23 protein-coding genes are annotated in these 21,822 nt (G+C 65.7%); 18 read left to right on the top strand and 5 right to left on the bottom strand.

Translation table 11 applies throughout. The annotated features are described in order from the left end of the window. Window positions 1-27: 27 nt before the first annotated feature. Both ACK5JE_RS09460 and uraH read right to left on the bottom strand, forming a co-directional pair. Window positions 28-1,287: a urate hydroxylase PuuD gene (locus tag ACK5JE_RS09460; protein WP_416801459.1), complete on the bottom strand. Its 1,260-nt coding sequence runs from the start codon at window positions 1,285-1,287 to the stop codon at window positions 28-30. Between the two features lie 55 nt (window positions 1,288-1,342). Next, a complete protein-coding gene (gene uraH, locus ACK5JE_RS09455) occupies window positions 1,343-1,696 on the bottom strand; it encodes a hydroxyisourate hydrolase (protein WP_416801458.1) in 354 nt (117 codons plus the stop codon). 219 nt (window positions 1,697-1,915) lie between these two features. Here uraH and ACK5JE_RS09450 point away from each other — a divergent pair, with 219 nt between their 5' ends. The 5 genes from ACK5JE_RS09450 to ACK5JE_RS09430 all read left to right on the top strand — a co-directional run bounded on the left by ACK5JE_RS09450 (window position 1,916) and on the right by ACK5JE_RS09430 (window position 6,328). Beyond that, the gene (locus ACK5JE_RS09450; RefSeq protein ID WP_416801457.1) at window positions 1,916-2,686 is read left to right on the top strand and encodes a GntR family transcriptional regulator; all 771 of its coding nucleotides are present in this window, start codon (window positions 1,916-1,918) and stop codon (window positions 2,684-2,686) included. Window positions 2,687-2,712: 26 nt separating this feature from the next. Then, on the top strand, window positions 2,713-3,642 hold the full coding sequence (gene puuE / locus ACK5JE_RS09445) for an allantoinase PuuE (protein WP_416801456.1): 930 nt from the start codon (window positions 2,713-2,715) through the stop codon (window positions 3,640-3,642). A gap of 109 nt (window positions 3,643-3,751) precedes the next feature. Further along, window positions 3,752-4,792 (top strand): allantoicase, encoded by a 1,041-nt coding sequence (gene alc, locus ACK5JE_RS09440; protein ID WP_416801455.1) that lies wholly within the window; start codon window positions 3,752-3,754, stop codon window positions 4,790-4,792. Between the two features lie 9 nt (window positions 4,793-4,801). Continuing rightward, window positions 4,802-6,073 (top strand): M20/M25/M40 family metallo-hydrolase, encoded by a 1,272-nt coding sequence (locus ACK5JE_RS09435; RefSeq protein WP_416801454.1) that lies wholly within the window; start codon window positions 4,802-4,804, stop codon window positions 6,071-6,073. Window positions 6,074-6,094: 21 nt separating this feature from the next. Further along, complete coding sequence (locus tag ACK5JE_RS09430; RefSeq protein WP_416801453.1) at window positions 6,095-6,328, top strand: SlyX family protein; 234 nt, start codon at window positions 6,095-6,097, stop codon at window positions 6,326-6,328. A 12-nt stretch (window positions 6,329-6,340) separates the two neighbouring features. On the opposite strand, the gene ACK5JE_RS09425 is transcribed toward ACK5JE_RS09430, so the two are convergent. Beyond that, complete coding sequence (locus ACK5JE_RS09425; protein WP_416801452.1) at window positions 6,341-6,589, bottom strand: GlsB/YeaQ/YmgE family stress response membrane protein; 249 nt, start codon at window positions 6,587-6,589, stop codon at window positions 6,341-6,343. A 199-nt stretch (window positions 6,590-6,788) separates the two neighbouring features. On the opposite strand from ACK5JE_RS09425, the gene yghU reads away from it, so the two are divergent. The 7 genes from yghU (at window position 6,789) to ACK5JE_RS09390 (ending at window position 11,739) form a co-directional block, all read left to right on the top strand. After that, entirely contained in the window at window positions 6,789-7,655 is an 867-nt protein-coding gene (gene yghU, locus ACK5JE_RS09420; protein WP_416801451.1) for a glutathione-dependent disulfide-bond oxidoreductase, read from the top strand. Window positions 7,656-7,657: 2 nt separating this feature from the next. Further along, complete coding sequence (locus tag ACK5JE_RS09415; protein WP_416801450.1) at window positions 7,658-8,557, top strand: carbohydrate kinase family protein; 900 nt, start codon at window positions 7,658-7,660, stop codon at window positions 8,555-8,557. A 148-nt stretch (window positions 8,558-8,705) separates the two neighbouring features. Then, complete coding sequence (locus tag ACK5JE_RS09410) at window positions 8,706-9,677, top strand: sulfurtransferase (RefSeq protein ID WP_416801449.1); 972 nt, start codon at window positions 8,706-8,708, stop codon at window positions 9,675-9,677. 72 nt (window positions 9,678-9,749) lie between these two features. Then, window positions 9,750-10,829 carry a YeeE/YedE family protein gene (locus ACK5JE_RS09405; protein WP_416801448.1) on the top strand — a complete coding sequence of 360 codons (1,080 nt, stop codon included), beginning with the start codon at window positions 9,750-9,752 and terminating at the stop codon, window positions 10,827-10,829. A gap of 10 nt (window positions 10,830-10,839) precedes the next feature. Continuing rightward, window positions 10,840-11,004 carry a hypothetical protein gene (locus tag ACK5JE_RS09400; protein ID WP_416801447.1) on the top strand — a complete coding sequence of 55 codons (165 nt, stop codon included), beginning with the start codon at window positions 10,840-10,842 and terminating at the stop codon, window positions 11,002-11,004. Between the two features lie 148 nt (window positions 11,005-11,152). Continuing rightward, a complete protein-coding gene (locus ACK5JE_RS09395; protein ID WP_416801517.1) occupies window positions 11,153-11,464 on the top strand; it encodes an ArsR/SmtB family transcription factor in 312 nt (103 codons plus the stop codon). A gap of 77 nt (window positions 11,465-11,541) precedes the next feature. Next, the gene (locus ACK5JE_RS09390) at window positions 11,542-11,739 is read left to right on the top strand and encodes a DUF2892 domain-containing protein (RefSeq protein WP_416801446.1); all 198 of its coding nucleotides are present in this window, start codon (window positions 11,542-11,544) and stop codon (window positions 11,737-11,739) included. A gap of 98 nt (window positions 11,740-11,837) precedes the next feature. Here ACK5JE_RS09390 and nhaA read toward each other — a convergent pair whose 3' ends face one another. Beyond that, a complete protein-coding gene (gene nhaA, locus ACK5JE_RS09385) occupies window positions 11,838-13,181 on the bottom strand; it encodes a Na+/H+ antiporter NhaA (RefSeq protein WP_416801445.1) in 1,344 nt (447 codons plus the stop codon). Between the two features lie 223 nt (window positions 13,182-13,404). Beyond that, window positions 13,405-16,245, bottom strand: coding sequence for a valine--tRNA ligase (locus ACK5JE_RS09380; protein ID WP_416801444.1), 2,841 nt, complete (start codon window positions 16,243-16,245; stop codon window positions 13,405-13,407). Window positions 16,246-16,441: 196 nt separating this feature from the next. On the opposite strand from ACK5JE_RS09380, the gene ndk reads away from it, so the two are divergent. Genes ndk through ACK5JE_RS09350 form a run of 6 tightly spaced genes read left to right on the top strand, consistent with a single transcriptional unit; the run spans window position 16,442 to window position 21,818 of the window. After that, entirely contained in the window at window positions 16,442-16,867 is a 426-nt protein-coding gene (gene ndk, locus ACK5JE_RS09375) for a nucleoside-diphosphate kinase (protein ID WP_416801443.1), read from the top strand. Between the two features lie 57 nt (window positions 16,868-16,924). Then, window positions 16,925-18,076 (top strand): 23S rRNA (adenine(2503)-C(2))-methyltransferase RlmN, encoded by a 1,152-nt coding sequence (gene rlmN, locus ACK5JE_RS09370; protein WP_416801442.1) that lies wholly within the window; start codon window positions 16,925-16,927, stop codon window positions 18,074-18,076. Continuing rightward, window positions 18,073-18,576: a helix-turn-helix domain-containing protein gene (locus ACK5JE_RS09365; protein ID WP_416801441.1), complete on the top strand. Its 504-nt coding sequence runs from the start codon at window positions 18,073-18,075 to the stop codon at window positions 18,574-18,576. Before rlmN ends, ACK5JE_RS09365 begins: the two co-directional genes overlap by 4 nt. Beyond that, window positions 18,573-19,883, top strand: coding sequence for a flavodoxin-dependent (E)-4-hydroxy-3-methylbut-2-enyl-diphosphate synthase (gene ispG / locus ACK5JE_RS09360; RefSeq protein ID WP_416801440.1), 1,311 nt, complete (start codon window positions 18,573-18,575; stop codon window positions 19,881-19,883). Before ACK5JE_RS09365 ends, ispG begins: the two co-directional genes overlap by 4 nt. A gap of 4 nt (window positions 19,884-19,887) precedes the next feature. Beyond that, complete coding sequence (hisS, locus tag ACK5JE_RS09355; protein ID WP_416801439.1) at window positions 19,888-21,171, top strand: histidine--tRNA ligase; 1,284 nt, start codon at window positions 19,888-19,890, stop codon at window positions 21,169-21,171. Window positions 21,172-21,179: 8 nt separating this feature from the next. After that, window positions 21,180-21,818 carry a tetratricopeptide repeat protein gene (locus ACK5JE_RS09350; RefSeq protein WP_416801438.1) on the top strand — a complete coding sequence of 213 codons (639 nt, stop codon included), beginning with the start codon at window positions 21,180-21,182 and terminating at the stop codon, window positions 21,816-21,818. Window positions 21,819-21,822 lie beyond the last annotated feature (4 nt).

Below are 21,822 nucleotides of genomic sequence, written 5' to 3'. Positions count from 1 at the left end.
GCTCCGGGAAGACCGCCCCGCGCGACCTTACTTGCCGTTCCAGGCGGCGATCACGGCGCGTTCCGCGTCCGTCATCTGCGTCAGGTTGGCCAGCGGCATGTATTTGCTGGCGACGACCTGCTTGATCTGCTCGGCGTGCTGCAAGGTCTGCGCGTTGGTGTCGAGCATGATGCCGGCCGGCGCGGCAGCGAAGCCGGCCTGCGTGGGCTTGGCCGAGTGGCATTCCGTGCAGCGGGCCGTCATGATGCCGTGGACCTGTTCCAGCGTTACCCCGGCCTGCGCGGAGGCTGCCGCCGGGGCTGCGCCGCCCGCCTGGCTGGCCTGCGCGACAGGTGTCGGGGCAGGGGTGGCTGGCGCGGGCGACGGCGCGGCGATCCAGCCGATGATCGCCAGCATCGCGATGCCGGCCAGCGGATAGCGCAGGTCGTTCTTGCCGGTGTGGCGCAGCACGAAGTATTGGCGGATCACGGCGCCGGCGAAGATGAACAGGCTCATGATGATCCAGGCGTATTCGTTCGTGTAGGTGAACGAATAGTGGTTGCTGAGCATCAGGAAGATCACCGGCAGGGTGAAGTAGGTGTTGTGCACCGAGCGCTGCTTGCCCAGGGCGCCGTCCAGCGGATTCGGCTTTTCGCCGGCCTTCAGGGCCTTGACCATCCGGCGCTGGCCGGGAATGATCCAGAAGAACACGCTGGCCGACATACAGGTCGCCATGAGCGCGCCGGTGATCAGGAATGCGGCGCGGCCCGGGAAGATCTGCGTAGTCAGCCAGGCGACGATCACCATCATCACGCCCACGGCCACGCTCAGCAGGCCGTCGTGCTCGACGGAGGGGCTGATGATGCGGCACAGCCGCGAGTAGACGTTATAGCCGATCACCAGGAACGCCACGGCCAGGATGCCGGCCTCGGTGCCGTTCATGTTGCGCGCCCATTCCCAGGGGCTGGCGGGATTGACCAGGTAAATATCGGCGCGCATGAGGTACAGCAGCATGAACAGGGCAAAGCCCGACAGCCAGGTGGTGTAGGACTTCCAGAACGACCAGTGCAGGTCGTCGGGCAGCTCGGCCGGATTGGTGAGGTATTTCTGGTTGTGATAGAAGCCGCCGCCATGCACGGCCCACATTTCGCCATAGACGCCCAGTTTCTTGGCGTGCTCGCCCTTGGGGGTGTGCAGGCTCAGGTCGAGCATGACGAAATAAATGGATTCGCCGATCCAGGCGATGCCGGCGATGACGTGCAGCCAGCGCAGCAGCAGATTGCCGTACTCAAGGAAAAATCCTTCCATGAGAGTCTCCTCGTGATTTTTTCGGTCGTGTCGTGTGTCGGGCCGGTCGCGTGGCTCAACTGCCGCGATAGGTGGACCAGGTCCACGGTGTCACGACCAGGGGGACGTGGTAGTTCTCGTCCGGGTTGGCCACGCCGAAGCGCAACACGACCTGATCGACGAACCGGGGCTCGGGGAGCGACACGCCTTTGCGGGTGAAGTAATTGCCGGCATGGAAGACCAACTCGTAGACGCCCCGGGTCAGCGCGGAGCCGCTGAGCAGGGGGGCGTCACAGCGACCGTCCTGGTTGGTGACGGCCTGCGCGAGCAGCGTGCGGGAATCGCCGTCGAGACGATAGAGTTCGAGGGCGACGCCCCGGGCTGGTACACCGTGGACGGTGTCCAGGACATGGGTGGAGAGTTTTCCCATGGGATTCACGCCGGTCAGTATCCTGCCAATCGGCCCCCGGTATGGCCGGACTCGGCGAGCGGTTCGCCGATTCGCGAAGTGCCGGAGCAGGCCGGTTGACTTCGGGACAGGATGGGTTCAAATTATTGTAAACAATTTGTGTTGACGATTTTGGCTTAGTGAACAATAATTGTCAACAATTCATGTTGTCAATCGATCCTATCGTTTTCACCTATGGTCATGCTTCAACTGAAGTCCTCCCGCCCTGCGCGGAACCCCAAGGCGCCGCGCGCCTCGACCCTGCGCGAGGCCGAGCCGGCCGGTGAGCCGTCGGATGTCGATCGCGTCTATGGGGAAATCTTCGACGCCGCCATGGACCGGCGCTTGTTGCCGGGAACCAAGCTGACCGAATCCGCGCTGTGCGCGGCCTTCGAGTGCTCGCGAGGGACGGTGCGCGCCGCGCTGGCGCGCCTGGCGCACGACAGGCTTGTGGGCATCGAGCACAACCGCGGCGCCTATGTCTGGCGGGCCGACGCCAAGGAGGTGCGCGATGTGTTCGCCATGCGCCGCGCGCTGGAATGCATCGTGATCGACATGCTGACGGCGCTGGACGACGTGGCCGACCGGCTGGCGCCGCTGCGCGCGATGGCCGAGCGTGAACAGCAGGCTTTCGAGCAGGGGGACCGCATCAGCTGGCTGCGCCTGTCCAACGCGTTCCATGTCGAACTCGCCCGCCTGCTGGACAACCAGGTGCTGACGGACATGCTGGCCGGCCTGTGCGCGCGCACCACGCTGATCATCGCGCTGGGCGATACCGCCGAAGGCAGCGCCTGCTCGTATCACGAGCATCAGGACATCCTGGACTGCCTCGCGCGGCGCGATGCCCGCAGCGCGCGCGAGGCCATGGAGCATCACCTCGAGGACTGCGAGGAACGGATGGATGTCGCGCCGGACGCCGGCGCCGATCCCTGGTCCACATTTCAGCGCCAGCGCATGTCTTCATTGCGCTGACCGCTCATTCATCTGGAGATTCTTTCATGGCAGACAAGCACTATCCCCGGGACATGGCCGGCTATGGCCGGACCCCTCTGCAAGCCAACTGGCCGGACCGCGCCCGGGTCGCGGTGCAATTCGTCATCAACTACGAAGAAGGCGGGGAGAACTGCGTCCTGCACGGCGATGCGGGATCGGAACAGTTCCTGTCCGAAATCATCGGCGCCGAGGCCTACGCCGGGCGCCACATGTCGATGGAGTCGATTTACGAATACGGCTCGCGCGCGGGAGTCTGGCGCATTCTGCGCGAGTTCGAGCGCCGCGGTCTGCCGCTGACGGTGTTCGGGGTGGGCATGGCGCTGGAACGCAACCCCGAGGTCGCGCGCGCTTTTGTCGAACTGGGCCACGAGGTTGCCTGCCATGGATACCGCTGGATCCACTACCAGTCCGTGTCCGAAGCAGTCGAGCGCGAGCATTTTCAGCGCTGCGTGGAGATCGTCACCCGGCTGCTGGGCCGCCACCCCGACGGCTGGTACACCGGGCGCGACAGCCCCAACACCTTGCGGATCGTCGCCGAAGAAGGCTGTTTTCTGTATGACGCCGACTACTATGGCGACGACCTGCCGTTCTGGAGCGAGGTGGATCTGGGCAACGGCAAGACCCATCCCCAGCTCATCGTGCCCTATACCCTGGACACGAACGACATGCGCTTTGCCTCGCCGCAGGGCTTCAACACCGCCGATCATTTCTTCACCTATCTGCGCGATGCCTTCGATGTGCTTTACGCCGAAGGCGAGACCACGCCGAAGATGATGTCGGTCGGCCTGCACTGCCGCCTGATTGGCCGGCCCGGACGTTTTGCCGGCTTGCAGCGCTTTCTGGACCATATCCAGAAACATGACCGTGTCTGGATCGCCACCCGCGCCGACATTGCCCGTCACTGGGTCAAGGAGCACCCCTGCCAGCCCGCCTGATTCCAGGCGGGAGGCTTGCCAACCCCCGACCGGGCTTCACGCCCGGTCCCGCCGCCCGGCGCCAGGATTCGGCCCGGCGGCTTTCTCTGACTATCCGGAGCTTATTTCCATGGCCTCATCCAATCTGCCCGTCGGGACCGTCATCGATGCCCCCGCCGTCGATCTGCCCGACTTCGCCATCCGCCATCCGAACCTCGCCAGCGAAAGCCTGGGCGCCAAGGTGCTGTCCTGTTCCGACGAGTTTTTCGCCGCAGCGCAGCGCATGCTGCAGGATGCCGAGCCGGTCTTCATCGTCGGCAAGTTCGATGATCACGGCAAATGGATGGATGGCTGGGAAACCCGCCGCCGCCGCAATGGCGGCCACGACCATGCCATCGTCAAGCTGGGCCTGCCGGGCACGATCAGGGGGCTGGACATCAACACCAGTCATTTCACCGGCAATTTTCCACCTGCGGCCTCCGTTCAGGCGGCCTGCTGCGAAGGCGAGCCCGACGCGAAGACCCCGTGGATGGAGATTGTCGCGGCCAAATCCCTGCAAGGCCATTCCCACCATTTCGTCGAGATCGGGGATGACCGGGTCTGGACGCACCTGCGCGTGAATATCTTCCCGGATGGCGGAGTGGCCCGCCTGCGCGTCTACGGCCAGCCTGCCTGCGATTGGAATCGGCGCGATCCGGACGCGTTGCACGAGGTTTCGGCCCTGGCCAGCGGCGGGCGCGTCGTCGCCTACAGCGACGCCCATTTCGGCATGCCGACCTGTGTCATCAAGGCGGGCCGGGGCGTCAACATGGGCGATGGCTGGGAAACCCGCCGCCGCCGTGAGCCCGGCAATGATTGGCTGATCCTCGAACTGGGCCACCCCGTCGAGGTGCAAAAGATTGAAATCGACACGGCGCACTTCAAGGGCAACTACCCCGACCGCGTGTCGGTGCAGGGCGCTCTGGTGGCCGAATCGACCGACCAGTCCCTGGTGACCCAGGCCATGTTCTGGCCCGTGCTGCTGGGCGAGCAGAAGACCGAGATGGACAAGCAGCACTTCTACGAAGGTGATGCCATCCAGGCCGTCGGCCCGGTCTCGCATGTGCGCGTGAACATGTTCCCCGATGGCGGCATCAGCCGTATCCGCATCTGGGGCCGCCTGTCCCGCTGATCCGTGCGCATGAACACCTCGCCGTCCTCCGCCCCCCGCGCCCTGCATGCGGCCCTGCATGCCTGGGTGGACGCCCATTTCGATGCGCAGGTGGCGCTGCTGCAGCGCCTGATCGCTGTGCCCACCGACACGCCGCCGGGCGACAACGCCCCGCATGCCGAGGCCGTGGCTGCGATTCTGGAAGGATGGGGCTGGGATGTCGAGCGCCACCCGGTGCCGGACGAGGAGACGCAGGCCTATGGCATGCGCAGCATCACCAATCTGATCGCGCGCCGTCGCTATGGCGCGGGAGGACCTGTGCTGGCGCTCAACGCCCATGGCGATGTGGTGCCGCCGGGCGAGGGATGGACCCATGACCCCTATGGCGGCGCAGTCGTGGACGGCCGTCTCTACGGCCGGGCCTCGGCGGTGTCCAAGAGTGATTTCACGACCTATCTGCAGGCGGTGCGTGCGCTGGAGACCTGCGGCGCGTCCCTCGAGGGCAGCGTGGAATTGCATTTCACCCATGACGAGGAATTTAGCGGACTCAAGGGGCCGGGCTGGCTGCTGGCGCATGGCCTGACAAAACCGGACTATGCGATCTGCGCCAGTTTCAGCCATGCCGTGGTCACGGCGCACAATGGCTGCCTGCAGTTCGAGATCACTGTCCAGGGCAAGGCCACGCACGGTTCCGCACCCCGGACCGGGCATGATGCCCTGCGGGCGGCCAGCCGCATCCTGGACGAGATCTATCGTCAGGCCGACAGGCTCGACGGCATCGTGTCGCGCATCGAGGGCATCACGCATTCCACCATGATCGTGGGTCGCATCGAGGGCGGCACGCATATCAATGTGGTGCCGGGCAGGGTGGTGCTGAAGCTGGATCGCCGCCTGATCCCCGAGGAGGACCCCGAGAGGGTCGAAGCCGGGGTGCGCGCCTTCATCGGCGCTGCGGTGGCCGGCTCGCCCGGGATCACTGTGGCGGTGCGCCGCCTCCTGCTGGCGCGGGCGCTGCGACCGCTGCCCGGTCACGAAAGGCTGGTCGCCAGCCTGCGCACGCATGCGCGTGCAGTGTTCGGCGAGGACATTCCCGCCCTGGGCACACCGTTGTACGCCGACGCCCGCCTGTATGCCGAGCACGGCGTGCCGACGGTCATGTACGGGGCCGGGCCGCGCACCGTCCTGGAGTCGCGCGCCAAACAGGCCGACGAACACGTTATGCTGGATGATCTGCGCGGCGCCACGCAGGTGATGGCCAGTCTGCTGGCTGATTTCCTGGTCCCGGCCGCGCCTGAATCCTGACATTCCGGTAGGACACACACGATGAATCAAACCGACGCCGATCTCGCCGTTGCCCAGGAAAAACGCCTGATGGATCTGGAGGTCAAGGCGGCCTATGCCGACGACCTGCTGGATCAGCTGAACCGTACGGTCTTTCGCCAGCAACAGCAGATCGAGTCACTGGCGCGCGAGCTGCTGGCATTGCGCCAGCAGCTCGCGGCGGGCAGCGCGCCCGGACCGGGCGGCGGCGCCGATGAGCGGCCGCCGCACTACTGACGGTGCGACCGCTCAGCCCTTCTGGATGAACTTGGTGTAGACGAACAGCACGATCAGGGCGCCGACGATGGAGCCGATCCAGCCCGCCCCCTGGCCGGGTTGATAGATGCCCATCGCGCCGCCCAGGTAGCCGGCCACGACCGAGCCGACAATGCCCAGGACCGTGGTCAGGATCAAGCCCAGCTTCTGATCGCCGGGCATGATCGCCCGCGCGATCAGACCGATGATGAATCCGACGACAATCATGCTGATGATGCCCATCCTCTGCTCCTTTGAAGTATTCGATAGTTGAGGTAAGGCAGATCATAGGGCCGTCCAGGGGGTTCGTCCAGCGAAAGCCGGCATGTCCCTGTCGTTGCGGGGCCTGATGCCCGGCGGCATCGAGTGCCGTCGGCCCGGTGGGGTTACTGTAAACTTTGATCGCGCCGCCCCGTCTGGGAGGCCATCAGGAGCATGCCGCATGAGTCAGATACCCGAATACCAACCGCCCAGGGTCTGGACCTGGGATCAGCCCAGCGGAGGCCGGTTTGCCAACATCAATCGTCCCGTTTCCGGCCCCACGCACGAGCGTGAGCTTCCGGTCGGCAAGCATCCGCTGCAGCTTTATTCGCAGGGCACGCCCAACGGGGTCAAGGTCACGATCATGCTCGAAGAATTGCTGGCGCAAGGGCATGCGCAGGCGGAGTACGATGCCTGGCTGATCCGTATCGGCGAAGGCGACCAGTTCGGCAGCGGCTTTGTCGACGTCAATCCCAATTCCAAGATCCCCGCGCTGGTGGACCGCAGCGGTCCGGCGCCCGTCCGGGTGTTCGAGTCCGGCGCGATCCTGACGTATCTGGCGGAAAAATTCGGTGTCTTTTTGCCGACCGCGCCGGCCGCCCGGGCCGAATGTCTGTCGTGGCTGTTCTGGCAGGTCGGCAGTACGCCGTATCTGGGTGGCGGGTTCGGGCATTTCTACGCCTATGCGCCTGTGAAGATCGAGTACGCCATCAACCGTTTCGCCATGGAGGTCAAGCGTCAGCTGGATGTGCTCGACAAGCGTCTGGCCGATCATGCGTTTGTGGCGGGGGATACCTATACCATCGCCGACATGGCGATCTGGCCCTGGTATGGCGGGCTGCTGCTGCATCAAGTCTATGGCGCGGAAGAATTCCTGTCGACCCGCGACTACCGTCATGCGCTGTGCTGGGCTCAGGCCATCGGCGAGCGTCCGGCGGTCCAGCGCGGCCGGATGGTGAACCGGTTGTCCGGCGATTCGGCGCAACAGCTCCGGGAGCGCCACGACGCGTCGGATTTCGACACGCGGACCCAGGACAAGATCGCCTGATCATGCAATTCACGACCATCGGCGCGGCGGTTGTCGACATCGTCGTCTCCCGCGTCCAGCCCATGCGCGCCGCCAAGCAGGATGTCGAGCACATCGGCCTGTACGCAGGGGGCGGGGCGGTCAATGCGGCGCTGAACGTGGCCGCGCGCGGCGTCCACGTCACCGTGCATGCCTGCGTCGGTCACGACCTCGAGGGCGATCTGTTGCGCGATCTGCTGCGCCGTCATGGTATCCAGACCGCCATTGCCGACCATGCGCTGCCCACGGGCAAGGCCGTGGTCATGGTGGACGAGACCGGTGCGGCGCGCGCCTATGCGCAGCGCGGCGCCAGCGCCTGGGTCGGGGAACAGGGCTTTCCCGGCCTGGAGGCGGCGGATGTCGTGTATGTCACCGGACTGTCTCTGGAATCCCAGGCCTGGCTGGAGCAGGCGCTGGCGCGCCTGACCGTCTCGCGCCATCGCCTGGCGGTGACGCCCGGGGCGCGCCAGCTGGCTGACCCCCAGGCGCTGCGTGGTCTCTGGGATCGCGCTGACCTGTTGTGCGTCAATGCGCGCGAGGCGGCCCGGCTGTGCGATGACGGCTCCCTGGATACCGATGCGCCTTCGCCGGAGATCGCCCGGGATCTTGCTCGGCGGCTGTTGCGCCGGCCCGGCCAGTCCGTCCTGGTGACGCTGGGGCAGGGCGGCGCGCTGTTTCATGACGGCGGACAGGGCCACTTCCATCCCGCCAGGATCGTCGAGCCACTCTCCACGATAGGCGCGGGCGATGCCTTTGCGTCGGCTTTCGTTCATGCCTGGGCCAGCGGTGCGGCGCCTCAGGCGGCGCTAACCGCCGCCACCGAAAGCGCCGCCCGGGTGATCCAGGGGATTCCCGCCAATCTGGCCGGGCCGCTGCGGACCTGAGCCCAGGCGGGCGCGCGTCGGCCCGTGCTTTGTCCGGGGTGGGGCAGGTCGGGCCTGGGTCTTGGCCCGGGCGTCCAGGCGCGGGTCGCGCATATTACTTTAAGCTTTATGAGTATCGCTGGAAGCGTGATCGAATCTGGGAGAATGCATGATTGATTCCCTCTTTTCCAAAGGCTCCATCATGAGATTCCAGTCTTTTTTTCTGGGGGCGGTTTTCCTGACGCTCGAGGCTTCCTCGGTCGCCTGGGCGGCCCAGCCGCTCCTGACGCCGCCCGAGCTCGATGGCGTCAGGCAGCAGCCCTCGGTGCGGGTGATTGATATCCGGCCGGCCGAAGCCTATGCCGCCGGCCACATTCCGGGGGCCGTATCGGCGCCTTACCCGCGCTGGCGCGGTCCGGCCGCCAACCCCGGCCAGCTGCCGGCCCTGGACACCCTGACGCAGCTGGTGCGTGACCTGGGGGTTGATCGGGGCACGCAGGCGGTGGTGGTGTCCTCCGGCGCCGACAGTTCCGATTTCGGCGCTTCCGCGCGGGTGTACTGGACCTTGAAGTATCTGGGCCTGGAGAACCTGTCGATTCTGAATGGCGGGCTCAAGGCCTGGGCCGATGCCGGATTGCCTCAGGATCAGGCCGCACCGTCGGTCTCCACGACCACGTTCGAGCCGACGCTGAACGAGTCCATCATCGTCACGACTCAACAGGTGGCCGCCCGGGTCGGCAATGCGCAGGTTCAATTGGTGGATGCCCGTCCCTCGGATTTCTATCTCGGCAAGGTCAAGGCGCCAACGGCGCAGGTGCCCGGGACGATCCAGGGTGCGGTCAATGTGGAAAATGCCCGCTGGTTCAAGCCCGGCACCTCCGTCTTCGTCTCGACCGACGAGGCGCGCGAACTCGCCGCCCGGCTCCTGCCCGATCCGAAATCGGAGACGATCTCGTTCTGCAATACAGGGCATTGGGCGGCTACCGACTGGTTCGCTCTCTCCGAGGTGGTGGGGCGGAAAAACGTGCGGCTGTATCCCGAATCCCTGGCCGAATGGTCTCAGGATCCGAACCGGCCAATGGATCATGTGCCCGGCCGCGGCAGCCAGATCCTGGACAAGATCAAGGGGGTGTTCGGCTAGCGGGCCCCGGGATCCCGACCACCCGGATCGCATTTTTCTGATGACGGCGGGCGACCCTGATCGCAACGGATCATGAAACGACTTTCTCTGGCGGTGCCCATCGCCGCTTTCTGTGTCTTTTTGGCCTGGTCCGTGGCGTTGCGCCAGGCGCTGCTGTTTCTGGTAGGGGTTGGCCTGGGGGCGGTCCTGGCGGGCGCGCGTTTTGGATTCACCACGGGCTGGCGCCGGCTGATCGAGCAGCGCGATCCCTCCGGAGTGCTGGCGCAGCTGGTGCTGCTGGCGATCGCGGCGGCGGTGTCCATGCCCCTGCTGGCCGTCTATCCGACCGATCTGGGCGCCGCGCTCGGGCCGCCCAGCGTCAGTCTGATCGTAGGCGCTTTTGTCTTTGGCGCCTGCATGCAGGTGGCCGATGGCTGCGGCTCGGGCACGTTGTACAAGGCAGGGTTGGGCATTCCCCTGAACATGGCGATTCTGCCGCTGTTCGCCGCCGGCAGCTTTCTGGGGTCGGCCACGCTGGACCGCTGGCTGGCCCTGGGCGCCTTGCCGCCCTATGGACTGGTGGCGCATTTCGGCGCGCCGGTCGCGCTGCTGGTGACGCTGGCCGGCCTCGCCCTGGTGGGTGTCGGTGTGGTGCGATGGACGGGCCGCATGACCCCGCTGTGGGATCGCACGCTGTTGTGGGGCGCACTGCTGCTGGCGGTCCTGGCGGTGCTGAATCTCGTCATTGCCGGCCAGCCCTGGGGAATCGTCTACGGCTTTGGCCTGTGGGCGGCCAAGCTCGCCACGGCGGCGCACTGGTTCGACCCGTCGGTCAATGCGTTCTGGAGCGAACCGGTCAATGTGACGACGCTGTCGCAATCGGTCTTTCTGGATGTCACTTCGATCACCAATATCGGCATCCTGGCCGGCGCCCTGTGGATCGCGGCAGGCAAGCCGGCCTCTGCCGTCAAGCCTCTGACCGGCGTCCAGTGGGCGGTGGGGCTGGCTGCGGGCCTGCTGCTGGGCTATAGCTCGAGACTGGCGTTTGGCTGCAACATCGGCGCCATGGTCAGCGGGATTTCGACTGGCAGTCTGCATGGCTGGATCTGGGTGCCCATGGCGTTCCTGGGTTCCCTGGTCGGTGTGCGCGTGCGCCGTCGTTGTGCTTTCTGAAGGAGGCACCATGAGATTCAGGATGCTGGCGGTTGTTTTCTGGCTGACGCTGGTCGGCTTTTTCGCCTGGGACTGGACCAGCAGCGCTCCGGTCAATGTGCGCGCCGAGCCGCCGCTGATCGCGGTCGGCTCCGGCGTGGCGCCCAGCGGCGGGCATTGCGCCTCGACTTTCTGAGCGGGTATCGCGCTTCGATTTCCCGGGCAGGTCGCGCGCCCCGGCTTTCTGGACGGGCCGTGCCTGGATGCGGCATGCCCCGGTCTATAATCAAGAAGAATCTAAATTAGATAAAACTGATATAGAACAAGGAATCCGCATGGCGGCCATGCTACAAGAAACGCAGAATCAGGATTTCATGCAGGCGGGCGCGGCGCGCGCGGCTGCGCTGTTGCGCACCGCGGGCAACGAGCACCGTCTGCTGATTCTGTGCCTGTTGATCGAATGGGGAGAACTGCCCGTGGGGGCCTTGCTGGATCGGCTGCCGCTCAGCCAGTCGGCGCTGTCCCAGCACCTGGCGCGCATGCGCGACGAGGGGCTGGTGACCTATCGGCGCGAATCGCAGACCTTGCACTACCGGATCGCCAACGCCGATGTCGAGCGGCTGATTGCGACCCTGAAGCAGATCTTCTGTCCTTGATGCATCCCGGCTCCGCAGGCGCCGGGATGCGATTCCCGCAGTGGCCTTGCGCCCTGCTTGCTTGCAAAGGAGTCCTGATGAAATTCAATATCGGTACGATCGACCGCATTCTGCGGCTGGTCCTCGGCCTCATCCTGATCGTGCTGGCCGCCAGCGATACCATCGGCTGGTGGGGCTGGCTGGGGCTGGTGGCCGTGGCGACGGCCCTGTTCCGCTTTTGCCCGCTGTATGCCGTGTTGGGCATCCATACGTGCCCGCTGAATTCCCGGGATTGAGGCCCGCAGTGTCCCCGGTCGCGCGGCGCATCCGGCGCGCGACCGGCTCGATCTCCTGAGGCAGTCCCGGCGTCTCGCCGGGACCGGCGCATCGAGGGTCAGGCGCGCCGCCGCACCAGCGCCACGCCCCAGGCCAGGCCCAGGATCGCGGCCGTCAACGAGCCCAGCAGCACCCCGAGCTTGGCCGCCGCCAGCAGGCTTTCGTCGGTGAAGGCCAGCATGGCGATGAAAATCGACATCGTGAATCCGATTCCCGCCAGCAGGCCGATCAGGCAGACGCCATTCCAGCTCACGCCGGGCGGCAGACGGCACCAGCCAAGGCGGACCACCAGCCAGCTTGCGCCGATTACGCCGATGGCCTTGCCGGCCACCAGCGCCACGGCCACGCCGACCATGACCCATTGCGGGCCCGGCATGGACAGATCCACGCCATCCAGGGCGACCCCGGCATTGGCCAGCGCGAATAGCGGCATGATCCCGTAGGCGACCCAGGGGTGCAGCGCCGTCTGCACCCGCACGACGGGCGGGCGCATTTCGCGCTGGGCCAGGCGGAGCTGCCTGAGCGGCCCGGCCAGCTGGCCGACATCCAGATTGGATTCGGCCTTGCGGCCAAGCAGATCGCCGATGGCGCGTGACAGGGCATCCAGCGGCTGTTCGCGCATGGGAACCGAGCGCACCGGCGTCATCATGCCCAGGATCACGCCGGCCAGGGTGGGGTGGGCGCCGGTCATGAGCAGCCCGCTCCAGATGACCGCCCCCGGCGCCACGTAGACCAGAGCCGAGCCGATGCCGATGCGTTGCAGGCCGACGACCATGAGGATGCCCAGCAAGGCTACCAGGAAACCACTGTACTGGAGTCCGTCGGAATAGAAGAAGGCGATGATCAGCACGGCGGCGATATCGTCGATGATCGCCAGCGCCAGCAGGAATACGCGGATATTGCCGGGAATCGACCGGCCCAGCAGTGCCAGCACCCCGACGGCGAAGGCGATGTCGGTAGCGGTGGGGACCGCCCAGCCCGCGCGGCTGGCCGGGTCAGCGTTCAGGGCCGTGTAGATGAGCGCCGGGACGACCACGCCGCCGAGGGCGGCGGCCAGTGGCAAGCCCGCCTGACGCAAGTCGCTGAGGGCGCCTTCGTGGATCTCGCGCCGGATTTCCATGCCGACGACCAGGAAGAACACGGTCATCAGGGCATCGTTGATCCAGAAATGCAGCGATTGCGAAAAGACCCGGTCGCCCAGTCCGACGGACAGCGGTGCATGCCAGAGCGCGGCATAACTGGAAGCGTAGGGCGAGTTGGCCCAGATCAAGGCCCCGGCGGCGGCCAGCAGAAGAAAGGCGCCACTGACAGCCTCGATGTGGAGAAAGCGTTCGAGTGAAGCGAAGGCGCGTTCGGCGAGCAGTTGGGGGCGCGGAATCTCGTGCGAGGGGGCTCTGGGCATGGGCATGGGTTCCTTGCGAGGCGGCCCGACCTGCGCGTTGTCCTGTCCCGCCGCCCGATGCGGCTGACACCCTGAACGCCGCATTTTACATGATGTGTCGGCGGGCCATGGTCGCCGTGCCGATCATGGCCGCGCCGGAGCGGGGCGTGGCCGGGCGATGCGCGTCAGGGCTCCGAGAGACGCATCCGCTCGCCCGGATGCGCGTCAGTGGCCCGCAGACGCGTCAGTCCCCGAGCCGCGCCCGTTGCGCCCGGATCCGTTCCAGTGTCTCGCCGAATTGGGCCAGCCGGGCCTTTTCCTGTTCGACGACGGTGGCCGGCGCGCGTTCCACGAAGCTGGCGTTGGACAGCTTGCCGGACGCTTTGGTGATCTCCTTTTCCAGGCGGCCGATCTCCTTGTCCAGGCGGATGCGTTCAGCCTGCGGATCGATCTCAACGTGCAGCATCAGCTGCGTGGTGCCGACCACCTGGACGGGGGCGCCCAGGTCGGGCAGGCGATCCATGATCTGGACGCTTTCCAGCCGAGCCAGCGCCATCAGATAGGGGGCCAGTTCGTCCAGGCCAGTCCGTGCGTCCTGAACCCGCAGCGGCACGCGCAGGCCCGGCGCCAGGTTCATTTCTCCGCGGAGCGCGCGAATCGCGTCCGTGAGCGCTTTCAGTTCGTTCATGCGGTCGGCCGCCGCGGCGTCGCGCAGGTCGTCACGGATCGTCGGCCAGGGCTGAGCGCTGATGCTGGCCTCGGTGTCGGCGTCCCGCACCCCGGCCGCCACCGAGACTTTCTGCCAGAGCTCCTCGGTGATGAAGGGCATGATCGGGTGAATCAGGCGCAGCAGGGTTTCCAGTACATGGATCAGGGTGCGGCGCGCGGCGGCCTGCTGGGTAGCGTCCCCCGTTTGCAGGCGGACCTTGGCCAGCTCCACATACCAGTCGCAGTATTCATCCCAGATGAAGTGATACAGGCGGTCGGCGACCTGATCGAAACGATACTGCTCGAAACCGGCGTCGACATCGTCGATCAGGCCCTGCAGGCCATCGATGATCCAGCGGTCGGCGAAGGACAGGTCGCCGGGCGTGGGCCGGCCCAGGTCATGGCCTTCGACGTTCATCAGCACAAAGCGGGTGGCGTTCCAGAGCTTGTTGCAGAAATTCCGGTAGCCCTCGCAGCGCTTGAGATCGAAATTGATGTTGCGCCCCAGCGTGGCGTAGGCCGCCATGGTAAAGCGCAGCGCGTCGGCGCCGTAGGCGGGGATGCCGTCGGCATAGTCCTTGCGAGTGCGCTTGCGGATGGCCTCGGCCTGTTTCGGGTTCATCAGGCCGGCGGTGCGCTTGGCGACCAGCGGATCGAGCTCGATGCCGTCGATGAGGTCCACCGGGTCGATGATGTTGCCCTTGGACTTGGACATTTTCTTGCCTTCCATGTCGCAGACCAGGCCGTGAACATAGACCGTATGGAAGGGCACTTCGCCCGTGTGGTGCATGCTCATCATGATCATGCGTGCCACCCAGAAGAAAATGATGTCGAAGCCCGTGACCAGCACGCTGGACGGCAGGTAGCGCGCCAGATCGGGCGTCTGGTCCGGCCAGCCCAGGTCGGTAAAGGGCACCAGGGCCGACGAGAACCAGGTGTCGAGCACATCGGGATCGCGTGTCAGCGGGCCTTCGACACCCGCCGCGCGGGCCTGACGCTCGGCCTCCTCGGCACTGCGGGCAACGAAAATGCGTCCGTCCGGGGCGTGCCAGGCGGGAATCTGGTGGCCCCACCACAGCTGACGGGAAATGCACCAGTCCTGGATTTTTTCCAGCCACTGGTGATAGGTGGTGGTCCAGTTTTCGGGAACGAATTTCACACGGCCATCGGCCACCACATCGAGCGCGACCTGGGTGATGCTCTTGCCGGGATGCAGGGTGCCCTCGGGCGCGGGCTTGCTCATCGCCACGAACCACTGGTCGGTGAGCATCGGCTCGATGACGCTGTTGGTACGGTCGCCCCGTGGCACCATGAGTTTGTGGGCGCGCACCTGTTGCAGCAGGCCCAGGGCCTCCAGGTCGGCGATCACGCGTTTGCGCGCCTCGAACCGGTCCAGGCCGCGGTAGGCCTCGGGCGCCGCGTCGCTGATTTTCGCGTCCAGGGTGAGCACGCTGATCATGTCCAGGCCGTGTCGCTGTCCGACGGCATGGTCGTTGAAGTCGTGCGCGGGGGTGACCTTGACCACCCCGGTGCCGAATTCACGGTCCACATAGGTATCGGCGATGATGGGAATCTCCCGCCCGACCAGCGGCAGGATGACGTGGCGGCCGATCAGGTGGGCATAGCGCTCATCCTCGGGATGCACCATGACGGCGACGTCGCCCAGCATGGTCTCCGGACGGGTCGTGGCGACGACCAGGTGGGCCAGTCCGTCCACCGGAGCGGCCAGGGGATAGCGGATTTCCCACATGTGCCCGTCTTCTTCGGTGCTGACGACCTCCAGGTCGGACACCGCCGTGCCGAGTACCGGGTCCCAGTTGACCAGCCGCTTGCCCCGGTAGATCAGGCCCTGTTCGTGCAGGCGCACAAAGACCTCGATCACGCCGCGCGACAGGCGTTCGTCCATGGTGAAGTACTCGCGCGACCAGTCGCAGGACGAGCCCAGGCGGCGGAACTGGCCGGTGATGGTGCTGCCGGATTGTTCCTTCCAGGCCCAGACGCGCTCCAGAAAGGCGTCCCGTCCCAGGTCGTGGCGCGAGATGCCCTGGGCGTCGAGCTGACGTTCGACCACGATCTGGGTGGCGATCCCCGCATGGTCCGTGCCGGGGATGAAGGCCGTGTCGTCGCCGCGCATGCGGTGATAGCGGATCAGGCCGTCCATGACCGTCTGGTTGAAGGCGTGCCCCATGTGCAGGGTACCGGTGACGTTGGGCGGCGGGAACTGGATGGCGAAGGGTTCCGGCGTGCGGCCCTGGGCCGGCTCGGTGTGGCGGCCTGCGTCGAACAGGCCGCGGCGATTCCACGCGTCATACCAACGGGACTCAATGTCCTGGGGTTCGAAGCTCTTGGGTAGGGAAGGGGAGGCGGAATCGCTCATGGGTTCTTCAGAAACTGGGGGATGATGACGAAAAAATGATCATTTTAGGCGCATGTGATGAAACTTGCGCATGTTAAAATACGAGGTTGACCGCAAGACCCGATTGCCGCCTCGTTCCATCGAGATGGCCGCGGCGGTGTCATTCTACATTTTCACCGGATAACCCCGTTTTCCCATTCCCTTATCGGAAATTTTCATGGCTATTGAACGTACCCTTTCCATCATCAAGCCTGACGCCGTGGCCAAGAACGCCATCGGCCAGATCGTCGCCCGTTTCGAAAAGGCCGGCCTGACCGTCGTGGCCGCCCAGCTGCGCCAGCTTTCGCGTGGCGATGCCGAGCGCTTCTACGCCGTGCACAAGGAACGCCCCTTCTTCAAGGACCTGGTCGATTTCATGGTCTCGGGCCCGGTGTTCGTCCAGGTTCTGGAAGGCGAATCCGCCATTTCCAAGAACCGTGACCTGATGGGCGCGACCGATCCCAAGAAAGCCGCCCCGGGCACGATCCGGGCCGATTTCGCCGAAAGCATCGACGCCAATGCGGTGCACGGTTCCGACGCGCCGGAAACGGCCGCGGTCGAAATCGCTTTCTTCTTCCCCGAAAGCAACATCCACAGCCGCTGATCGCGGCGCGGACGCCGGCGCTGGCCGGCGTCCGGTCCCATCCCCCGAAACCCGCACATGTCTGGCACCGCTAACATCAACGTCCTGGGTCTGGATCCGGCATCCCTAGAATCGCTCGTGGCGCAGTGGGGCGGCAAGCCTTTTCGCGCGCGTCAGCTGTCGCAGTGGGTGCACCAGCGCGGCGTCGACCGGTTCCAGGACATGAGCGACCTGGCCAAGGATTTCCGGGCCCGGCTGGAATCCCATTGCACGGTGCAGGCGCCCCCCCTGAACCTGGAAAAGCGCTCCGCCGACGGCACCCGCAAGTGGCTGTTCGACGTGGGGCTGGGCAATGCGATCGAGACCGTCTTCATCCCGGAGGACGACCGCGGCACGCTGTGCATATCGAGCCAGGCCGGCTGCACCGTGGCCTGCCCGTTCTGTTCCACCGGTTACCAGGGCTTCAGCCGCAACCTGAGCACTGCCGAAATCGTCGGTCAGCTCTGGTATGCGAACCGTGCCTTGCGCGAGGATCCGACGGCCGCGCGGCTGGGGGCGCCGCTCGAGGACGCTCAGCGCGCTGTCAGCAACGTGGTCATGATGGGCATGGGCGAGCCCCTGCTGAACTACGATCAGGTGCTGGGCGCCTTGCGTCTGATGCTGGATGATCATGCCTACGGCCTGTCGCGTCGCCGCGTCACCGTGTCCACGTCCGGGGTGGTCCCCATGATGGATCGGCTGGCGCGCGACTGTCCGGTGGCGCTGGCGGTCTCGCTGCACGCGCCCAATGACGAATTGCGCGACCGGCTGGTGCCGTTGAACCGCAAACATCCGCTGAACGAGCTGCTCGATGCCTGCAACCGCTACCTGGAGCATGCGCCGCGTGATTTCATCACCTTCGAATATATTATGCTCGATGGGGTGAACGATGCGGACGAGCATGCGCGCCAGCTGATCGAGATCGCCAGGCGGGTACGGTGCAAGTTCAACCTGATCCCCTTCAATCCCTTTCCGCAGTCCGGCCTGCGGCGTTCCCCGGCGGCACGCATCCGTCTGTTTTCCCAGCAGTTGACCGATGCGGGTCTGGTGGTGACGGTGCGCAAGACACGCGGCGACGATATCGATGCCGCCTGTGGCCAGCTCGCCGGCGAAGTCCGCGACCGGACGCGCATCACCGAACGGCTGCCTGACCGGGCCAGGATCGTCATACGCAAAAAGGAGCATGGATGAGCGAAATCTCCCTCGATGAGAAGCAGCGCCAGGATGCGACCGCAGGCCATGAGGGCCTGTCGTTGGGCGATGCCCTGAGGACCATGCGCGAGACGCGCGGCCTGTCGCTGTTCGAAGTCTCGGCGCGCATCAAGTATTCCGCCGTCCAGTTGGGTCATCTCGAGGCCAGCGATTGGTCGCGGCTGCCCGAAGGCGTGCCGCTGCGCGGGCTGGTGCGCAATTACGCCCGTTTTCTCGAGACCGATGTGGATGCCGCCCTGGCGCTGCTCGACAACGCGGTCGGTTCGACCCGTCCCCGTCCCGCTGCTTCCGCGCTGGGCGCGCGTCGGGTTCTGCAGCATGCCGACATGACGCCCAGAGGCGAGCCTCCTCACCACACCTGGGCCTGGCTGCTGCTGATTCTGGTGCTGTTCTGCGTGATCGGCGTGTACGCGGTCAGCCGCGGCTGGGTGCCCGAGCAGTGGTTGATCTTTGATTGGCTGAAGGCCTTGCGTCAATGAGTTCCGATGCCGTGAATCCCGATCCGGCCGCCGCGCCCCGGCGGCCGACCCGTGGCGTCGCCGTGCGCTGGGGCGACCATGTGATCCGGGTCGGGGGAGATGCCCCGGTCGTGGTGCAGTCCATGACCAATACTGATACGGCCGATCCTCGGACGACCGCATTGCAGGTGCGCGATCTCTGGCGGGCCGGCTCCGAGCTGGTGCGCATTACCGTCAACACGCCGGAAGCCGCCGCCCAGGTGGCCGCCCTGCGGGACGCGCTGGATCGCATGAACGTCCCCGTCCCTCTGGTGGGGGATTTTCATTACAACGGTCACAAGCTGCTGACCCAATTTCCCGATTGCGCCCAGGCGCTGTCCAAGTACCGCATCAATCCCGGCAACATGGGCGGGGGCAAACGGCGCGATGACAATTTCGCGCAGATGATCGAGGTTGCCTGCCGCCACGACAAACCGATCCGCATCGGGGTGAACTGGGGCAGCCTGGATCATGAGCTGCTGGCGCGGATGATGGACGAGAACGCGGCTCGCGCCACACCCTGGTCAGCCAATGCCGTGATGCGCGAGGCGCTGGTGATCTCGGCCATCAGCAATGCCGAGCGCGCCCAGGAACTGGGCCTGTGCGGCGACGCCATTGTGTTGTCCTGCAAGGTCAGCCACGTCCAGGACCTGATCGCCGTCTATCGCGATCTGTCGCGCCGCTGCGATTATCCCTTGCATCTGGGCCTGACTGAGGCCGGCATGGGTTCCAAGGGCATCGTCGCCTCGACGGCGGCCCTGGCGGTGCTGCTCCAGGAGGGCATCGGCGATACGATCCGCATTTCGCTGACGCCGGAGCCCGGTGGCGAGCGCAGCCGCGAGGTCGTGGTGGCCCAGGAGATCCTGCAAACCATGGGCCTGCGGGCGTTTACCCCGATGGTGGTGGCCTGCCCGGGGTGCGGTCGCACCAGCAGCACTGTGTTCCAGGAGCTCGCCGCCAGCATCCAGGCCTTCCTGCGTGCCCAGATGCCCGTCTGGAAGACAAAATATCCCGGGGTCGAAAACATGCATGTGGCCGTCATGGGCTGTGTCGTCAACGGCCCTGGCGAAAGCCGCCATGCCGATATCGGCATCAGCCTGCCGGGGACCGGCGAGATTCCGTCCGCGCCCGTGTATGTCGATGGCGAGCGCACCGTGACGCTCAAGGGCGACACCATTGCCGAGGAATTCCAGACCATCGTCGAAAACTATGTGGCCCGGCGCTACGGACAGGAGCAGGGCGCCGAGCCCGCGCACCGTCCGGGTGTCGTGGCGCGCCACGCCAACTGAGTCCATGTCCGAATTTAAGAAAGTCGCCGGCCTGACTGGCATGAAGGATGCCTTGCCACCGGAAACGGCGCGCTGGGAACAGCTCGAATCCATTGTGCGCGACTGGCTGGCCGGATACGGCTACCAGAACCTGCGCACGCCGGTGCTCGAACAGACCCGCCTGTTCGCCCGGGGCATCGGCGAGGTCACCGACATCGTCGAAAAGGAAATGTATTCCTTTGTCGATCCGCTCAATGATGAGCGGCTGACGATGCGGCCCGAATTCACCGCCGGCATCGTGCGTTCGGTGATCGAGCACAATTTTCTCTATGACCGGCCGCGGCGCATCTACTCGATGGGACCGGTGTTTCGGCACGAGCGTCCGCAGCGCGGCCGCTATCGCCAGTTCCACCAGATCGATGTCGAGGCGCTGGGGTTCGCCGGGCCGGATGTGGATGCCGAACTGATCCTGATGCTGGCGCGCCTGTGGCGGCTGCTGGGTCTGAAGGACATCCGCCTGGAACTCAACTCTCTGGGGCAGGCGGCGGAACGCGCCGCCCACCGCGCGGCGCTCATCGAGCACCTCGAAAAGCACGTCGATGTGCTCGATGAAGAAGCGCGCCGCCGCATGCGCAGCAACCCGCTGCGCGTGCTCGACACCAAGAATCCCGCCATGCAGGACATGGCCAACCACGCGCCGCGCCTGTTCGATTTCCTGGGCGCCGAGTCGCTGGCGCATTATCAGGGCCTGTGCGACCGGCTCGATGACGCCGGGGTTGCCCATACGCTCAACCCGCGGCTGGTACGCGGCCTGGACTATTACAATCTGACCGTCTTCGAGTGGGTCACGGATCGTCTGGGGGCCCAGGGCACGGTCTGCGGCGGCGGCCGTTACGATGGCCTGATCGAACTGCTGGGCGGCAAGCCGGCGCCGGCGGTGGGTTTTGCGATCGGCATGGAGCGCCTGCTCGACCTCTGGCAGCAGGATGCGCCTGATCCAAGCCCGGCCGAATGCCAGGTTTATCTGGTTCATCAGGGCGATGACGCCCAGCGTCGGGCCGCGCAACTGGCCGAGTCGCTGCGGGACGCTGGTCTGCGGGTACTTGTCCACGCAGGTTCGACTGGGTTTAAATCACAGTTTCGCCGGGCCGATGCCAGCGGCGCCGTGGCTGCCGTCATCATCGGCGGCGATGAGCTGGCCTCGGGTTGTGCGACCGTGAAATGGCTGCGCACCAGCGCCGCCGGGGATGGACAGCAGGAATCGATCGCCTTCGACCGGCTGACCGCGCAACTCCAACAAAGGATCTGAACACAGGCATGGCATACGATCTCGAAGAACAGGAAAAAATCGACGCACTGAAGGCCTGGTGGGAACGCTACGGCACGCTGTCCATGGCGCTGGCCTTCGTCGTGCTGGCCGCCTTTGCCGGCTGGCGCGGCTGGCAGTGGTATCAGTCGCATCAGGCCACTCAGGCCATGGGGTACTACGAGGCCCTTGAGGCCGCCACCGCCCAGCCGGGCGATGACGCGGTGACGCGGATCAAGGCCGCCAGCACCGCCTTGCGCGACGATTACGCCGGTTCCGGCTATGCCGCGCGCGGCGTGCTGGTGGCGGCTGCCGCCCTGGAGGCGCGCAAGGACCTGGACGGTGCGCGCGAGCAGCTCGAATGGCTGGTGCGCGACGAGTCTGCGTCGGCGCTGCGCGCCGTGGCCCGCCTGCGGCTGGCCGGCGTGCTGCTGGCCCAAAAACAATACGAACCCGCTCTGGCGCAGCTCCAGGGTACGCCGCCCTCGGGTTTTGCCGGCCTGTATGCGGATCGTCGCGGTGATGTCCTGGCGGCGCAGGGGCTGCATGATCAGGCTGTGGATGCCTGGAAAGAAGCCTTGAAATCCCTGCAGGGCGATCCCGCTGCCCAGATCGTCCAACTGAAAATCGATGCCTTGAACGGAGCCTGACCCT

It is taken from the genome of Castellaniella sp. (assembly GCF_047971665.1).
Lineage (GTDB): Bacteria > Pseudomonadota > Gammaproteobacteria > Burkholderiales > Burkholderiaceae_B > Castellaniella.
Note: the sequence above shows the minus strand (reverse complement) of the source record. Positions and strands in the feature narration are given on the sequence as shown.

Bases quoted from the DNA above. Each gene is read 5' to 3' on its own strand.
- ACK5JE_RS09410 (WP_416801449.1), top strand. From the start codon at position 8,706: ATGATTGATTCCCTCTTTTCCAAAGGCTCCATCATGAGATTCCAGTCT.
- ACK5JE_RS09425 (WP_416801452.1), bottom strand. From the start codon at position 6,589: ATGGGCATCATCAGCATGATTGTCGTCGGATTCATCATCGGTCTGATC.
- ACK5JE_RS09400 (WP_416801447.1), top strand. From the start codon at position 10,840: ATGAGATTCAGGATGCTGGCGGTTGTTTTCTGGCTGACGCTGGTCGGC.
- ACK5JE_RS09380 (WP_416801444.1), bottom strand. From the start codon at position 16,245: ATGAGCGATTCCGCCTCCCCTTCCCTACCCAAGAGCTTCGAACCCCAG.
- ACK5JE_RS09365 (WP_416801441.1), top strand. From the start codon at position 18,073: ATGAGCGAAATCTCCCTCGATGAGAAGCAGCGCCAGGATGCGACCGCA.
- ACK5JE_RS09350 (WP_416801438.1), top strand. From the start codon at position 21,180: ATGGCATACGATCTCGAAGAACAGGAAAAAATCGACGCACTGAAGGCC.
- puuE (WP_416801456.1), top strand. From the start codon at position 2,713: ATGGCAGACAAGCACTATCCCCGGGACATGGCCGGCTATGGCCGGACC.
- uraH (WP_416801458.1), bottom strand. From the start codon at position 1,696: ATGGGAAAACTCTCCACCCATGTCCTGGACACCGTCCACGGTGTACCA.
- rlmN (WP_416801442.1), top strand. From the start codon at position 16,925: ATGTCTGGCACCGCTAACATCAACGTCCTGGGTCTGGATCCGGCATCC.
- yghU (WP_416801451.1), top strand. From the start codon at position 6,789: ATGAGTCAGATACCCGAATACCAACCGCCCAGGGTCTGGACCTGGGAT.
- nhaA (WP_416801445.1), bottom strand. From the start codon at position 13,181: ATGCCCAGAGCCCCCTCGCACGAGATTCCGCGCCCCCAACTGCTCGCC.
- hisS (WP_416801439.1), top strand. From the start codon at position 19,888: ATGTCCGAATTTAAGAAAGTCGCCGGCCTGACTGGCATGAAGGATGCC.
- ACK5JE_RS09405 (WP_416801448.1), top strand. From the start codon at position 9,750: ATGAAACGACTTTCTCTGGCGGTGCCCATCGCCGCTTTCTGTGTCTTT.
- ispG (WP_416801440.1), top strand. From the start codon at position 18,573: ATGAGTTCCGATGCCGTGAATCCCGATCCGGCCGCCGCGCCCCGGCGG.
- ACK5JE_RS09430 (WP_416801453.1), top strand. From the start codon at position 6,095: ATGAATCAAACCGACGCCGATCTCGCCGTTGCCCAGGAAAAACGCCTG.
- ACK5JE_RS09390 (WP_416801446.1), top strand. From the start codon at position 11,542: ATGAAATTCAATATCGGTACGATCGACCGCATTCTGCGGCTGGTCCTC.
- alc (WP_416801455.1), top strand. From the start codon at position 3,752: ATGGCCTCATCCAATCTGCCCGTCGGGACCGTCATCGATGCCCCCGCC.
- ACK5JE_RS09395 (WP_416801517.1), top strand. From the start codon at position 11,153: ATGCTACAAGAAACGCAGAATCAGGATTTCATGCAGGCGGGCGCGGCG.
- ACK5JE_RS09460 (WP_416801459.1), bottom strand. From the start codon at position 1,287: ATGGAAGGATTTTTCCTTGAGTACGGCAATCTGCTGCTGCGCTGGCTG.
- ACK5JE_RS09415 (WP_416801450.1), top strand. From the start codon at position 7,658: ATGCAATTCACGACCATCGGCGCGGCGGTTGTCGACATCGTCGTCTCC.
- ndk (WP_416801443.1), top strand. From the start codon at position 16,442: ATGGCTATTGAACGTACCCTTTCCATCATCAAGCCTGACGCCGTGGCC.
- ACK5JE_RS09435 (WP_416801454.1), top strand. From the start codon at position 4,802: ATGAACACCTCGCCGTCCTCCGCCCCCCGCGCCCTGCATGCGGCCCTG.
- ACK5JE_RS09450 (WP_416801457.1), top strand. From the start codon at position 1,916: ATGCTTCAACTGAAGTCCTCCCGCCCTGCGCGGAACCCCAAGGCGCCG.